The organism is Microbacterium azadirachtae, from assembly GCF_000956545.1.
Lineage (GTDB): Bacteria > Actinomycetota > Actinomycetes > Actinomycetales > Microbacteriaceae > Microbacterium > Microbacterium azadirachtae.
The window spans coordinates 83,841-96,742 of the sequence record NZ_JYIT01000078.1; the positions used below are offsets into that span (position 1 = coordinate 83,841).

Consider the following 12,902-nt stretch of genomic DNA (forward strand, 5'->3'; position numbering starts at 1 on the left):
CTCACCGGCCGTCTCGGGCAGCCTGCCACTCCTCGCGGAGCACGCCCATGCGCACGAGGTCCTCGTACTGCCCGCGCACCCAGGCGTGCTCGCGCTGGCGCCCCTCCACCACGAAGCCGGCCTTCTCATAGGAGCGGATCCCGGCCGCGTTCGACGAGATCACCTCGAGGTGCACGCGACGCAGATTGCCGCGCACGAACGCGAACTCGAGGATCTGCCGCATCGCCTCGGTGCCGATGCCCCGACCGCGCGCGGACGGGATGAGGGCGATGCCGACCTCCGCGTGCTGCGCGACGTCGTCGACGTCGAACAGGCCGACGGTCCCGACGGCCGCGCCGTCGACGTCGATGACGAAACTCATGTTGCCGCCCGGATCCGCCTCCCGCGCGGTGAGACGCGCCTGCCAGGCCTCGCGCGTCGGCGTCACCGGGCGACCGGGATTGCGCTCCTCCCACGTGTCCAGATCGGACGCGATGCTGTAGAGCGCATCGAGGTCGGCATCGGTGCGGGCACGGAGCGTGACGGTCGGAGCTGTGGACATGGGGACACGCTACCCGTGGGGTCCGACACGGCTCCGGGAACCGGGGCCGAGCAGCGCCACGGGAGCCTTGCCAACGCCGAGGCCCCGGCATAGCCTGCCCGGAAGAGGGCGGATCCGGTCGGTGCGAGCCCCGTCGACGCGGATGTCGACGCCCGGACGGCGAGCTGCGAGGAGGACGGAATGGGACGCGACGAGGACGACGACCGACTCGAGGAGCAGGATGCGGTCGATGAGGAAGTGACGGAGACGGAAGAAGAGGGCGGACCGCTCCCGCCGCCGTCGGTCGAGACGACGCTCGGCTTCGAGGGCGGCATCGAGGGCCTCTGATCGGAGCCGTGCCCGTGCGGGCGGCGCCGTCAGACGATGGCGTGCGCCCGCACGGGGAACGTGCCGAACCCGGCCACGGCCGGGGGAGCGGCGGTGAACCGCGCGCCGCGGGCCGGGAGCGACCCCAGGCGGGTGAGATGCTCGACGACCGGGATCCCGGCCGCGAGCAGGAGCGAGTGCGCCGGCCGCTCGCCGCCGGACTCGGTGTCGTCGATGTTGATCGAGTCGATGCCGACGAGCGCGACGCCCGCGTCGACGAGCGCCGCGGCCGCGGCGCCGGTGAGGAAGGGCGCGCCGCGGCCGTACTCCGGTGTTCCGAAGAGCCGGTCCCATCCGGTGTGCAGCAGCACGGCGGCGCCGCGCAGGTCGCGATCGGCGAGGGTCTCCGGCGCGATGCCGCGCCGCTCGGCCGTCCACGCGTCGGTCAGGTGGAACACCTCCGCGGGGAGGTCGGCGAGCTTCTCCAGCGGCAGGGACGAGAGATCGCCGCCGTCGGCATAGCGGTGGAACGGCGAGTCGAGATACGTGCCGGTGTTGCCGATCATCGTGATGACGTCCATCGCGAACTCCGTGCCCGGCGCGTACTTCTCCCGCGAGTCGGCACGCGTGAGGAACGGCGTGATCTCGGGCGCGGGGAGCCCGGGATAGGTGATCAGTCCGGCGCGGATCGGGTGCGAGAGGTCGACGAGGCGCCGGTCGGCCGCCGCCGGCCGCGTCTCGACGCCCCGGCTGCCGCGGTGCGGCTCGGCGACGATCTCGAGGTCGCGCAGCGTCGCGGACTCCACGAGCGCCAGACCCAGATGGCGGACCAGGAGCAGCGCGATCGCGTCGGCGTCGAGGTCGGCGGAGGGCAGATCGAGGCGGAATCCGTCGCCGTGCATGCCGCCGCCGTTGGCGAAGGCGATGTCGAAGCCGAAGTGCGCGCGGTACTCGGGGGAGGTCATGACCCCAGTATGGCGAGGCTCGCGGGTCACGCGTCGAGGGCTGATCGCTCCCACCGGATGACGTGGTTGTAGAGGTGGTTGTTGCGGGTGTCCCGCGTCGCGCCGCGCAGGAACAGCGGCAGCAGCGCGTCCCGAAGGAGGACGGCGAGCTTCGACGAGGTCGCCGTCTTCTGCCGGCTGATCGCGCGGGAGTACTTCACGACGTCCTCCGCGCGGCGCTGCCGCAGCTGCTGGTAGCGGGCGAACGCCTGCTCGTGCGCCGTCAGATCGCGCAGGCACAGGGCCAGGGTCTCCGCGTCCTCCAGGGCGAGTGAGGCGCCCTGGCCCGCGCTCGGCGAGGTCGCGTGCACGGCGTCGCCCACGGCGACCACCCTGCCGCGGTGCCAGTGCGGCACGTGCGGCAGCTCGTAGATGCCGTAGGCCCCGACCGCGCCGGTCGCGTTGTCCAGGATCTGCGGCACCGGGTACGGATCCTCCGAGTGCACCGCCCGCAGCTCGTCGAGCCACGTCTCGCCGGGCACTGCGCGGAGGGCATCGCGGTCCATCTCCGCTCTGGCCGGGTTCGCGAACCAGTAGACGGTGCCGTCGTCGCGCACCAGATATCCGAAGAACCCCCGTGTGCCGAACACCATGTGCTGCGTGAGCGGGGTGGGCTCGAGCCCGTCGACGCGGGCGAACCCGCCGATGCTGAGCAGTCCGCTGTACGCGGGATCCGGCGCTTCGGGATCGATCCATCGCCGGGTCGGGGATCCGACGCCGTCGCAGCCGATGAGGATGTCGCCGGTCGCCTGCGAGCCGTCGGCGAAGTGAGCAGTGACGCCGTCGGGCGTCTCCTCGATGCGCTCGAGTCGGGCTCCCCAGGTGAGGGGGATGCCGGCGTTCTCGGTCGCTTCGCGCAGCACGGCATTGAGCCATTCGCGTCGCACGACGACGCTGCCCCGCTCGGGTTCGCCGGCGGGGCCGTTCGGCACCGTGCCGAGCTTCCGGCCTCGGCCGCTGTGCATCTCCATGTACGGGCTCAGGTGGCCGTCTTCGAGCAGGCGCGCCTTCAGGCCGAGCGTGTCGAGAACGGCGAGGCCGTTGGTCGCGACGTTGAGGAAGAGGCCGCCGAAGGCGTCGGGTCGGTGGCGTGCCTCGAAGATCTCCGCCTCCCAGCCGGCACGTCGCAGGAAGAGGGCGGCGGCGGGTCCCGCGACCCCGCCGCCGATGATGAGCGCCTTGGGCATCGGTCCGGCCTTTCGCTAGTCTGGAGTAAGCCAGAGAGTCTCGTTTTCAGAGTCTCTCGATAATAGAGAGAATAGCAGATGTCCGAACCGACCGCACGTCGTGCTGCTGCCATCGCCCGTCAGAGCGCGGCGATGCAGGAGTTCATGGCGCGCGCCGTGCTCTTCCAGGACGCCGTCGCGCGATCGGTCGGTCTCAACGGCACCGACCTGCAGGCCGTGGGACTCCTGCTGAGCAGCGGTCCGGCCACTCCGGGCGAGCTCGCGGCGCGCACGGGGCTCACCGCCGGAGGCGCGGTCACCGCCATGATCGACCGGCTCGAGCGGGCCGGCTACGTGCATCGCAGCCGCGATGAGAACGACCGCCGCCGGGTGCTCGTGACCGCGGATCCGGATCCGATCCTCGCCGGAGTGGGGCCGGTGTACGGGCGGGTGGCCGAGCAGTGGAGCGTCTACCTCGACACGCTCAGCGATGAGCAGATCGAGTTCGCGGCGGAGCTTCTGGCGCGCGCCGCCGAGGTCAACCGTGCGGAGATCGATCACCTGCGCGGTGACGCCCGCGGCTGACGTCGACCGCACGAGAAGGGCCGCAGTCGCTCCTGCGGCTGCGGCCCTGTCGTCTGCGTCGGAGCAGGCGCTCAGTGGAAGAGGTCGAGCTTGCCGAACTTCTCGGCGAGGAGGTAGTAGACGGTGATGCGGCTCTTGGTGCGGTCCGCCTTCATCGTCTCCTTGACCTCGTCGAGCGCGGCGTCGAGCACGGCGTCCGACTCGGTGAGACCGAGCTTCTTCTTGAGGAAATTGGTCTTGACGGTCTCGACCTCGTCCTTGTCGGAGAAGGCGACGTACGCCGAGTCCTGGCTGTCCATGACGAGGCGGTAGGTCTTCAGCAGACCCGCGATCGCAGCCTCGTCGGCATTGGGACGGTAGATCTTGACGTCAGCGGCCCAATCGGCCATGGGGAACTCCTTCGCTCCGGCTCGGCTCGGATGCCTCGCTCGCCAGAGATCCTAGACGCCGGAGCCATGGATGCGAAGAGGAAGTTCTTCCCTCGATCCCCTGCCCGCGGACGCGCCGTCCGCCTACCATGGCGAGGACGCCGGCCGCCAGGAACGAGGTTCGTGCATGAACACCGAGAAGAGCTCGCCCCCGCGGGTGCGCAGCTTCGACCACGAATGGCAGCACGCCATCCGGATGGCCTACGTCCGCGGTCCGGAGGGCATCATCGTCTCCCTCGCCGAGTCGATCGGCTGACGGCATCATGCGGATCCGCTGGCGGGGTGCCGAGACGGGAAGCACGGAGACGCTGGAGCTGTCCGTCGCGGCGGGCGGCGTGGATGCGACATCGGTGGTGGAGAGCCCCGGTCGCGTGATCCGCTACGCCGCCCGCCTGACGGAGCGGTGGGAGTTCGTGGATCTCACGGTCGAGGACGACCTCGACGGAACCCTGCGCCTGGCCCGATCGTCGGCGGGCGATTGGCGGGTGAACGATGTGCCGCGCCCCGACCTGAGTGCGGCGATCGACATCGACCTGTCCTTCAGCCCCTTCACCAACACGCTGCCGATCCGCCGTCTGGCCCTGGAGCCCGGTGAGTCCCGCGACATCGTGACCGCATACGTCACCGACGCGCTCGAGGTGCTGCCGGATCCGCAGCGCTACACCCACCTGAGCAGCGAGCGCTACCTGTACGAGTCGCGGGACAGCGACTTCCGCCGGGAGATCCTCGTCGACGCCTCCGGCCTCGTGCTCGACTACCCCGGGCTGTTCGTGCGTGTGGCGAAGTAGCCCGTCTGCCGGACACGACGAAGGGCCCCCGCCGGCGGCGAGGACCCTTGTGCGATCAGAGGGGCTGACGGGAATCGAACCCGCGCTGTCTGCTTGGGAAGCAGAAGTTCTGCCATTGAACTACAGCCCCGTGCGTCAGGGACGCCTGGCCAGCATAACAAACGCCCGCGGTTCCGCGATCCGCCCTGCCTCATCGCGCGGTTTCCCTCCCCGCCGCGACTTTCCCTCCCCGTGCGGGCGCCGATGAGGGGAGGGAAACGAGGTGCGGGGAGGGGAACGCGCCGGCGGGAGAGCAGAGCGACCGCGCGCGGGGAGACCGCGCGAGGAGCCCGGGCGGGGACGACGTTCGGGTTATCCGGAATCATCCTCGCGGGTTCCCCGAGTCATCCTCCAGGCGGATGCGCCGGGGCACGGCGGCCGCATAGCGTCGAAGGCATGATCACCGCAGAGGGCCTCAGCAAGAGATACGGACCCAAGACCGCCGTCGACGACGTGTCGTTCACCGTGCGTCCCGGAACGGTCACGGGCTTCCTCGGCCCCAACGGCGCCGGCAAGTCGACCACCATGCGCATGATCGTGGGGCTGGACCGGCCGAGCACGGGCCGGGTGACCGTGAACGGCCAGGAGTACCGCGGGCTGCGGGCACCGCTCACCGAGGTGGGTGTGCTGCTCGACGCGAAGGCCGTGCACACCGGTCGCACCGCCCGCAACCACCTGCGCGCGATGGCGGCGACGCACGGGATCCCGGCGTCGCGCGTGGACGAGGTCATCGAGATCACCGGCATCGGATCCGTCGCGCGCAAGCGCGCGGGCGGCTTCTCGCTCGGGATGGGGCAGCGGCTCGGCATCGCCGCAGCGCTGCTCGGCGACCCGCACACGCTCATCCTCGACGAGCCGGTCAACGGGCTCGACCCCGAGGGCGTGCTCTGGGTGCGCAACTTCGTGCGGCACGCGGCCTCCGAGGGGCGCACCGTGCTGCTCTCCAGCCACCTCATGAGCGAGATGGCGCAGACCGCCGACCACATCATCGTGCTCGGCCGCGGGCGGGTGCTCGCCGACGCCCCGCTGTCGCAGCTCGTTGAGCAGTGGACGACCGCCCAGGTGCGGGTCCGCAGCCCGCGAGCCGTCGAGCTGGGCGAGCTGCTCGTCGCGGCCGGCGCCGTGGTCCAGGGATCCGGCCACGACACGATCGACGTCACGGGCCCGGAGGCCTGGTGGATCGGCGATCTCGCCGCGGAGCGCGGCATCGCGCTGCACGAGCTCACCCCCACGAGCGGCTCGCTCGAGGACGCCTACCTCGCCCTCACCGGCGACGCCGTCGAATACCGCACCCGCGCCGTGCCCGAAGCCGGCACCCCGATCCCGGAGGTGGTCGCATGAGCGCCGTCGCCCCCGCCGCCCCCGCTCTCGCGGGCGGCTACCGCCTGTCCCTGCCGCGGACGCTCCGCAGCGAATGGATCAAGCTCACGACGCTGCGCTCCACGTGGTGGTCGATCGCGATCACAGCCGCCCTCACGATCGGCATCGGCGTGCTCATCGCCTTCGCCCTCACCTCGTCGGGCCAGGCGCCGCGCGGTCTCAACGGCATCATGGCCGTCGTCTCCCCGATCCAGTTCACGGCACTGCTGGCCGGGATCCTGGGTGCGATCGCGGTCACCGGGGAGTACTCCACGGGCATGATCCGCTCCACCCTCACCGCCGACCCCCGCCGCGGTCGCGTCCTGGTCGCCAAGGCTGTGGTGCTCGCCGTCTTCCTGTTCCTTGCCTCGCTGGTCATGTTCGTGATCTCGGCGGTGCTCGTCTCGGCGATCCTCGGCGGGCACGGGCAGAGTCTCGAATGGGGGCAGCCGGACAAGGTGATCCTGCCGGTGCTCTCCGCCTCGGTCACGATGGCGGTGTGCGCGCTGATCGGCGTCTCGTTCGGCTTCCTGCTGCGCTCGGGCGCCGGCGCGATCGCGGCCACGGTGGGCCTGCTGTTCGTGCTGCCGATCATGTCGACCTTCTTCGCCTTCGCCGGCGAGTCGTGGAAGTGGGTGATGGACGCCGCGAACTACCTGCCGCTGTCGGCCGCGCAGAACGCGATCCTGCCCAGTGACACGGCCCCGCTCTCGGCGGGCGTGGCCTTCCTCACGCTCGGCGCATGGGTCGCCGCCGGGCTGCTCGGCTCCTGGGCGGTGCTGCGCTCGCGCGACGCCTGAGCCTCGGGATCCCTGGACGAAGCCCCTTCCGCCTGCGCGGAGGGGGCTTCGTCGAGCAGGGAGCGATGTGTCGGATGGCGCCGCATGCGGATGTGGTACTTGAGGACGACCCCGGCGCGCGCGTGATCCTCCCGGAAGCGGATGTGCTGGACCGGGTGCGGCCGGTTGGCTGAAGTCATGGCTCGTCGCAGGTCGCGGCAGCCGGGGTGCCCCGCGCCCGTGATCGCCTGGAGGATCCGTGACCCTGCTGACCCGACTCAGCCTCGCCAACCGCGCCGTCGTGGCTCTGTTCACGATCCTCATCGTGGGGGCGGGCCTGTGGGCCACCGGCAGCATGAAGCAGGAGCTGCTCCCGTCGATGTCGCAGCCGGCCGCGGTAGTGGTCGTGACCAAGCCCGGCGCCTCGGCCGAGACGCTCGACCACGACGTGGTGAAGCCGCTGTCCGATGCGCTGGGATCCGTGACCGGGGTGGACGAGGTGCGCACGAGCACGTCGAGCGGCAGCGCGCAGCTCACCGTGAACTGGGCGTTCGGCCGCGACGACACCAAGATCCTGGCCGACCTCAAGACAGCCGCGACGGCCGCAGGATCCACCGCCGACGGCGTGCACACCGAGGTCTACGCCGGCAGTTCCGCCGACATCCCGGTGCAGAGCCTCGCCATCACGGCCGACGGCGACCTCGAGGCCCTGGCCGATCGGGTGGACAAGACCCTCGTCCCCGCGATCGAGCACGTGGCCGGCGTGCGCGCCGTGCAGGTCTCCGGACGCGTCGCCCAGCGGGTGCTCGTGACGCTCGACCCGGCGAAGCTGTCGGCGCGGTCGATCGACGCGCCCGCCGTGTCGGGGCTGCTGCGCACCGCGGGCGTCGTGGTCCCGGCCGGCACCAGCAGCGACGGGACGCGCGCGATGGCGATCGAGGTGGGCCAGGAAGGCACGTCGATCGAGCGGATCTCGGCGATGCCGATCCCGACCGCGAAGGGCCCTGTCGCGCTGTCCGAGGTCGCGACCGTCGAGCTCGCCCCCGTTCCGCAGAGCACCGTCTCCCGTGCGGACGGGCGCCCCGCGCTGAGCCTGACGATCACCAAGACCCCCGAGGCCAACGCCGTGCAGGTCTCGCACGCCGTCAGCGCCGCGGTCGGCAAGGCGCTGCCCTCGCTCGGCGGGCACGCGACGAGCACGGTGCTGTTCGACCAGTCGACGATGATCGAGAAGTCGACCCATGATCTCGCCGTCGAGGGCGGGCTGGGCCTGGTCTTCGCGGTCCTGATCATCCTCGTCTTCCTGCTCTCGCCCCGGGCGACCGTGATCACGGCCGTGTCGATCCCGCTGTCGCTGCTGATCGCGGTGATCGGGCTGCGCGTCGGCGGCTTCTCGTTCAACGTGTTCACCCTCGCCGCCCTGACCGTCGCGGTCGGCCGCGTGGTGGACGACTCGATCGTGGTGATCGAGAACATCGCGCGCCGACGGGGATCCGCACCGCTCACTCCCGCCGACGTGCTCGCCGCCGTGCGGCAGGTGGCCGGGGCGGTGACCGCGTCCACGCTGACCACCGTCGCGGTGTTCCTGCCGGTCGCCCTGGTCGGCGGCATGGCCGGCGAGCTGTTCCGGCCGTTCGCGCTGACCGTCACCATCGCGCTGCTGGCCTCCTTGCTGGTCTCCCTCACGATCGTGCCCGTGCTCGCGTACTGGTTCCTGCGCCGGCCGGCGCGGACCGCTGCCGCCGTCGAGGCGCCGACCGTCGCGGGTGAGCAGACGCCGGGAGGGTCGTCGGCGACGGGCTCCGAGGCCGCGCCGGTGCCGGCGAGCGCCGCGGTCGGACAGGAGCAGGCGCAGGCGGATCCCGCCGAGCGGGTCACGCGCATGCAGCGCGCCTACCTGCCCTCGCTCCTGTTCGCACTGCGCCGGCCGGTCGCGGTCGTGCTGATCTCGGTCGTCGTGTTCGCCGGCACGATCGTGGCAGCCGGATTCCTGAAGACCGACATGCTGGGCAGCTTCGCCGACGAGCGTGCGGTGACCGTCACCCAGACGATGCCCCTGGATGCCACGCTCGCCGTGTCGGACAAGGCCGCGACCGCGCTGGAGAAGAAGGTCGGCTCGCTGAAGGGCGTCGCCTCCTACCGCACCACCGCAGGCGAGCAGGGCGCGCCGGTCACCCTCGACGTCGTGATCGCGCCGGACGCGGATCCGACCGTCGTGCTGCCGCGGATCCGCAAGGCCGTCGCCGCACTCCCGGACTCCGACCGCATCACCGTGTCGACCCAGGCGACGCAGACCACCTCCTCGTCGATCGACGTGATCGTGAAGAGCCCCGACGACAAGGCCCTCGCGACCGCCTCCGAGAAGCTCACGGCAGCGCTCGGCAAGGTCCACGGCATCGGCACGGTCAAGAGCGACCTCGCGGCGGATCTGCCTGTGCTGAAGGTGTCGGTCGACGCGACCAAGGCCGCGGCGCAGGGCTTCACCACGGCCGAGGTGGGGGCCGCGATCTTGGCCGCCGTGCAGGGCGAGCGGCTCGGCACGGTGGGCATCGACGGCGCGGCCACCGACCTGGTCGTGCGGGCGCAGTCGACGGCGACGGATCCGGAGGCGGTGAAGGCGCTCGCGCTGCCGGTCTCGGCCCTGCAGGCCCAGAAGGCGCAGAACGACGCGGCGGACGCCCTGCAGCGCGAGCAGGAGACGATGTCCGAGCAGGCGCGGGTCGACGCGCAGAACAAGGCGGATGAGCAGCTGTCGTCGCTCTACGACGCCCGTTCCTCGGGCGCACAGGATCTGATCTCGCTGCGCGAGCAGCTCGCGCAGCTCCTCGCCTCGCCGCCGCCCGCCGACTCCCAGCCCGCGACGCAGGGGCAGCTCAGCGCCCTCGAGTACCAGAAGCTCGTGCAGCAGCTCACCCAGGCCGTCGCGGGGGCGGAGAGCGGCCTGAGCACCCTCGACGAGCAGATCTCCGCCGCGCGGGACGCGATGGCCGACGGAGCGCGCCAGCAGGCCGAGACCGACCGGCTGGCGCAGGCGCAGCGCGACCTCGAGCACGTGCGCGCGACCCCGATCCGCGTGGGCGACATCGCGACGGTGGAGGTCGTCTCGGCGCCCGCCACGATCACCCGGATCGACGGCGCCCGCGCGGTGACCGTCTCGGCCACGCCGGCCGAGGGCGCGGACCTCTCCACGGCCGCGTACGGCGTGCAGACCGCGGTGGCCGCCGTGCGCCTGCCCGACGGCGTGACCCTGGACGAAGGCGGCGCCGCCGCCGAGCAGGCGCAGTCGTTCGGCGAGCTCGGCGTCGCCATGCTCGCCGCGATCGCCCTGGTCTACATCGTGCTCGTGGCCACCTTCCGCTCCCTCGTGCAGCCGCTGCTCCTGCTGGTCTCCGTGCCGTTCGCGGCGACCGGCGCGATCGCGGGGCTCCTGGTCACCGGCACGCCGCTCGGCATCCCGGCCCTGATCGGCATGCTGATGCTGATCGGCATCGTGGTGACCAACGCCATCGTGCTCATCGACCTGATCAACGAGTACCGTCGCGCCGGCTCGGGGATCGACGACGCGGTCGTGCACGGTGCACGCCTGCGGCTGAGGCCGATCATCATGACGGCGTGCGCGACGATCTTCGCGCTCATCCCGATGGCCCTCGGCGTCACCGGGGGAGGGGCGTTCATCTCGCAGTCGCTCGCGATCGTGGTGATCGGCGGACTGGTCTCCTCGACCGTGCTCACGCTGCTGCTGGTGCCGGCGCTGGTCGTGCTGTACGAGCGTCGCCACGACCGCCGGCAGGCCCGGCGCGAGCGCCGCGCGGCCCGTCGTGCCGGCCGCGACGCGGGTGTGGAGGTGTTCGAGCGCGAGGAGGATCCTGCGCAGGACGCCGCTCCCGCCGCGGACGACCGTGGGAGACTGGCGACGTGACCGACGGCTCCGCGCGCGCCCTGGACCGCGCCGCGTCGCGCTGGCAGCGTCACCCGCGCGTCGCCGATGCGCTGACGACGCTCAGCTGGGTCGTGCTGACGCTCGTGCCGATGTTCACGGCGGAGTCCGCGGATCCCGGGATCCCGACGCGGCCGATCGGGCCGTGGGGACTCGGACTGGGGATCGCCGTGGTCGCGATCGTGGCGACGGCGATGATGCTGCTCCGGCGCCGCAACCCGGTGCTGCTCTTCGTCCTCTCGCTGACGCTTCCGCTCGTGCTGCTGCCGCTCTCGCTGGACGTCGGGGCCTTCGCGGTCGCCTATGCGGTGTTCGCGATCGCCGTGTACGACCGGACGTCGCGTGCGTGGATCGCCGGCGCGATCGCCTACGCGGTCACGGTGGCGCTGAGCATCGTGCATCTGCTCACGGGATTCGGCTTCGCGCCCGTGAGCCGCTCCGGATCCCGGTGGGACACCGCGCTGGCCTGGGTCGCGTTCGACCTGCTGCTGCTCCTGGTGGCGCTGCTGTGGGGGCAGAACGCCGGCAACCGGCGCCGGTACGTGGCCGCGCTCGTGGAACGGGCCCGGATCCTGGAGCACGAGCGCGATCAGGAGGCGCAGCTGGCCGCCCTCGCCGAGAGGTCGCGCATCGCCCGCGACGTGCACGACATCGTCTCGCACTCGCTCAGCGTGATCGTGCGGCTGGCCGACGGCACGAGGGCCGTCTTCGACGCGGATCCGGATCGTGCCAGGGAGGCGGTGGGGCAGATCGGCGGCGTCGCGCGCTCCTCTCTCGACGAGATGCGGCGCGTGCTCGGGGTGCTGGAGCGGCCGACCGGGCAGGAGTCCGCTCGCAGCGGCACGGGGCTCGAGGACCTGCCGCGCCTGGCCGAGGTGTACCGCGGCATCGGGCTGCCGGTGCGGCTGGAGCTCGATCTGGGACAGTCGGAGCACGACGCCGGATCCGGCGCCGCGGATGCGCACGAAGTGCCGGCAGGGCTCCAGATGACGGTGTTCCGGGTGGTCCAGGAGTCGCTGACCAACGCGCTGCGTCACGCCGACGCGCCCACGCGGGTGCAGGTCGACGTGCGGGTCGCCGTGGACGCCGTGCACGCCGAGATCCGCGACGACGGCGCGACGGCGGCGGCGCCCGCCGACCGTGTCGGGCGCGGACTGCTCGGGATGCGCGAGCGCGCCGCGCTGTACGGCGGCGCGCTCGACGCCGGCCCCGACACGGCCGGCGGGTGGGCCGTGCGTCTCGTCCTGCCCCGGAGCGGCGCATGACCGCGGTGCGGGTGCTCATCGCCGACGACCAGGCGCTGATCCGGGCGGGCCTCGCGATGGTGCTGGGCGCGCAGCCCGACATCGAGGTGGTGGGCGAGGCGCAGGACGGCATCGAGGCCGTGGCGCTGGCGAGCGCGCATCGGCCGGACGTGGTGCTGATGGACGTGCAGATGCCGCGCATGGACGGCCTGGAGGCGACGAAGGAGCTCGTGACGTCGGGCAGCGGGATCCGCGTGCTCGTGCTCACGACCTTCGACCTCGACGCCTACGCGTTCGGAGCGATCGAGGCCGGCGCCAGCGGCTTCCTGCTCAAGGACTCGGACGCCGATGACATCGTCGCGGCGATCCGTGCGGTCGCCGCAGGCGACGCCGTGCTCGCCCCCCGGGTCACATCGGAGCTGCTGCGGCGCTTCGGCGCCCTCAGCCGTGCCGCGGAGGAACCGGCGCGCCGGGCCAGGGACGAGGACCGCCGGGCCGCCGCGGCCCGGCTGCAGGTGCTCACCGACCGCGAGCGCGAGGTGTTCGACGCGCTCGTGCAGGGGCTGTCCAACGCGGAGATCGCGGAACGGCTGTGGCTGAGCGAGTCCACGGTCAAGACGCACGTCGGCAGGGTGCTGCAGAAGCTCGGCATGCGGGATCGCGTGCTCGCGGTGGTCTTCGCGTTCCGCAACGGCCTGACCGACCAGGGGTGACGGCACCGGCTAC

13 protein-coding genes and 1 tRNA gene are annotated in these 12,902 nt (G+C 71.9%); 9 read left to right on the forward strand and 5 right to left on the reverse strand.

Annotated elements, in window-relative coordinates:
• Position 1: 1 nt before the first annotated feature.
• Positions 2–541 carry a GNAT family N-acetyltransferase gene (locus RL72_RS19210; protein ID WP_052674327.1) on the reverse strand — a complete coding sequence of 180 codons (540 nt, stop codon included), beginning with the start codon at positions 539–541 and terminating at the stop codon, positions 2–4.
• Positions 542–721: 180 nt separating this feature from the next.
• Here RL72_RS19210 and RL72_RS19860 point away from each other — a divergent pair, with 180 nt between their 5' ends.
• Positions 722–868, forward strand: a complete 147-nt coding sequence (locus RL72_RS19860; RefSeq protein ID WP_156156777.1) for a hypothetical protein — start codon at positions 722–724, stop codon at positions 866–868.
• 29 nt (positions 869–897) lie between these two features.
• Here the strand turns inward: RL72_RS19860 and RL72_RS10965 are convergent, their stop codons facing one another.
• Together RL72_RS10965 and RL72_RS10970 are read right to left on the reverse strand one after the other, a co-directional pair.
• Positions 898–1,812, reverse strand: a complete 915-nt coding sequence (locus RL72_RS10965) for a cyclase family protein (RefSeq protein WP_045250869.1) — start codon at positions 1,810–1,812, stop codon at positions 898–900.
• Positions 1,813–1,838: 26 nt separating this feature from the next.
• Positions 1,839–3,038 carry an FAD-dependent oxidoreductase gene (locus RL72_RS10970; RefSeq protein WP_045250870.1) on the reverse strand — a complete coding sequence of 400 codons (1,200 nt, stop codon included), beginning with the start codon at positions 3,036–3,038 and terminating at the stop codon, positions 1,839–1,841.
• Positions 3,039–3,116: 78 nt separating this feature from the next.
• Here RL72_RS10970 and RL72_RS10975 point away from each other — a divergent pair, with 78 nt between their 5' ends.
• Positions 3,117–3,602 (forward strand): MarR family winged helix-turn-helix transcriptional regulator, encoded by a 486-nt coding sequence (locus tag RL72_RS10975; RefSeq protein ID WP_045250871.1) that lies wholly within the window; start codon positions 3,117–3,119, stop codon positions 3,600–3,602.
• Between the two features lie 71 nt (positions 3,603–3,673).
• Here the strand turns inward: RL72_RS10975 and RL72_RS10980 are convergent, their stop codons facing one another.
• Entirely contained in the window at positions 3,674–3,991 is a 318-nt protein-coding gene (locus tag RL72_RS10980) for a DUF2853 family protein (protein ID WP_045250872.1), read from the reverse strand.
• A gap of 166 nt (positions 3,992–4,157) precedes the next feature.
• On the opposite strand from RL72_RS10980, the gene RL72_RS20565 reads away from it, so the two are divergent.
• The gene (locus RL72_RS20565; RefSeq protein ID WP_258955370.1) at positions 4,158–4,286 is read left to right on the forward strand and encodes a hypothetical protein; all 129 of its coding nucleotides are present in this window, start codon (positions 4,158–4,160) and stop codon (positions 4,284–4,286) included.
• A gap of 7 nt (positions 4,287–4,293) precedes the next feature.
• Positions 4,294–4,818: a putative glycolipid-binding domain-containing protein gene (locus RL72_RS10985; protein WP_045250873.1), complete on the forward strand. Its 525-nt coding sequence runs from the start codon at positions 4,294–4,296 to the stop codon at positions 4,816–4,818.
• Positions 4,819–4,877: 59 nt separating this feature from the next.
• On the opposite strand, the gene RL72_RS10990 is transcribed toward RL72_RS10985, so the two are convergent.
• A tRNA-Gly gene (locus RL72_RS10990) sits at positions 4,878–4,948 on the reverse strand.
• Positions 4,949–5,253: 305 nt separating this feature from the next.
• Between RL72_RS10990 and RL72_RS10995 the strand changes: the two genes are divergently transcribed.
• The 5 genes from RL72_RS10995 (at position 5,254) to RL72_RS11015 (ending at position 12,889) form a co-directional block, all read left to right on the forward strand.
• Positions 5,254–6,198, forward strand: a complete 945-nt coding sequence (locus RL72_RS10995; RefSeq protein ID WP_045250874.1) for an ABC transporter ATP-binding protein — start codon at positions 5,254–5,256, stop codon at positions 6,196–6,198.
• Positions 6,195–7,016 (forward strand): ABC transporter permease, encoded by an 822-nt coding sequence (locus RL72_RS11000; protein ID WP_045250875.1) that lies wholly within the window; start codon positions 6,195–6,197, stop codon positions 7,014–7,016. The genes RL72_RS10995 and RL72_RS11000 overlap by 4 nt, the downstream gene beginning before the upstream one ends.
• A gap of 238 nt (positions 7,017–7,254) precedes the next feature.
• Complete coding sequence (locus RL72_RS11005; RefSeq protein ID WP_045250876.1) at positions 7,255–10,914, forward strand: efflux RND transporter permease subunit; 3,660 nt, start codon at positions 7,255–7,257, stop codon at positions 10,912–10,914.
• Positions 10,911–12,197, forward strand: coding sequence for a sensor histidine kinase (locus tag RL72_RS11010; RefSeq protein ID WP_052674328.1), 1,287 nt, complete (start codon positions 10,911–10,913; stop codon positions 12,195–12,197). Before RL72_RS11005 ends, RL72_RS11010 begins: the two co-directional genes overlap by 4 nt.
• Positions 12,194–12,889, forward strand: coding sequence for a response regulator (locus RL72_RS11015; RefSeq protein WP_045250877.1), 696 nt, complete (start codon positions 12,194–12,196; stop codon positions 12,887–12,889). Before RL72_RS11010 ends, RL72_RS11015 begins: the two co-directional genes overlap by 4 nt.
• Positions 12,890–12,902 lie beyond the last annotated feature (13 nt).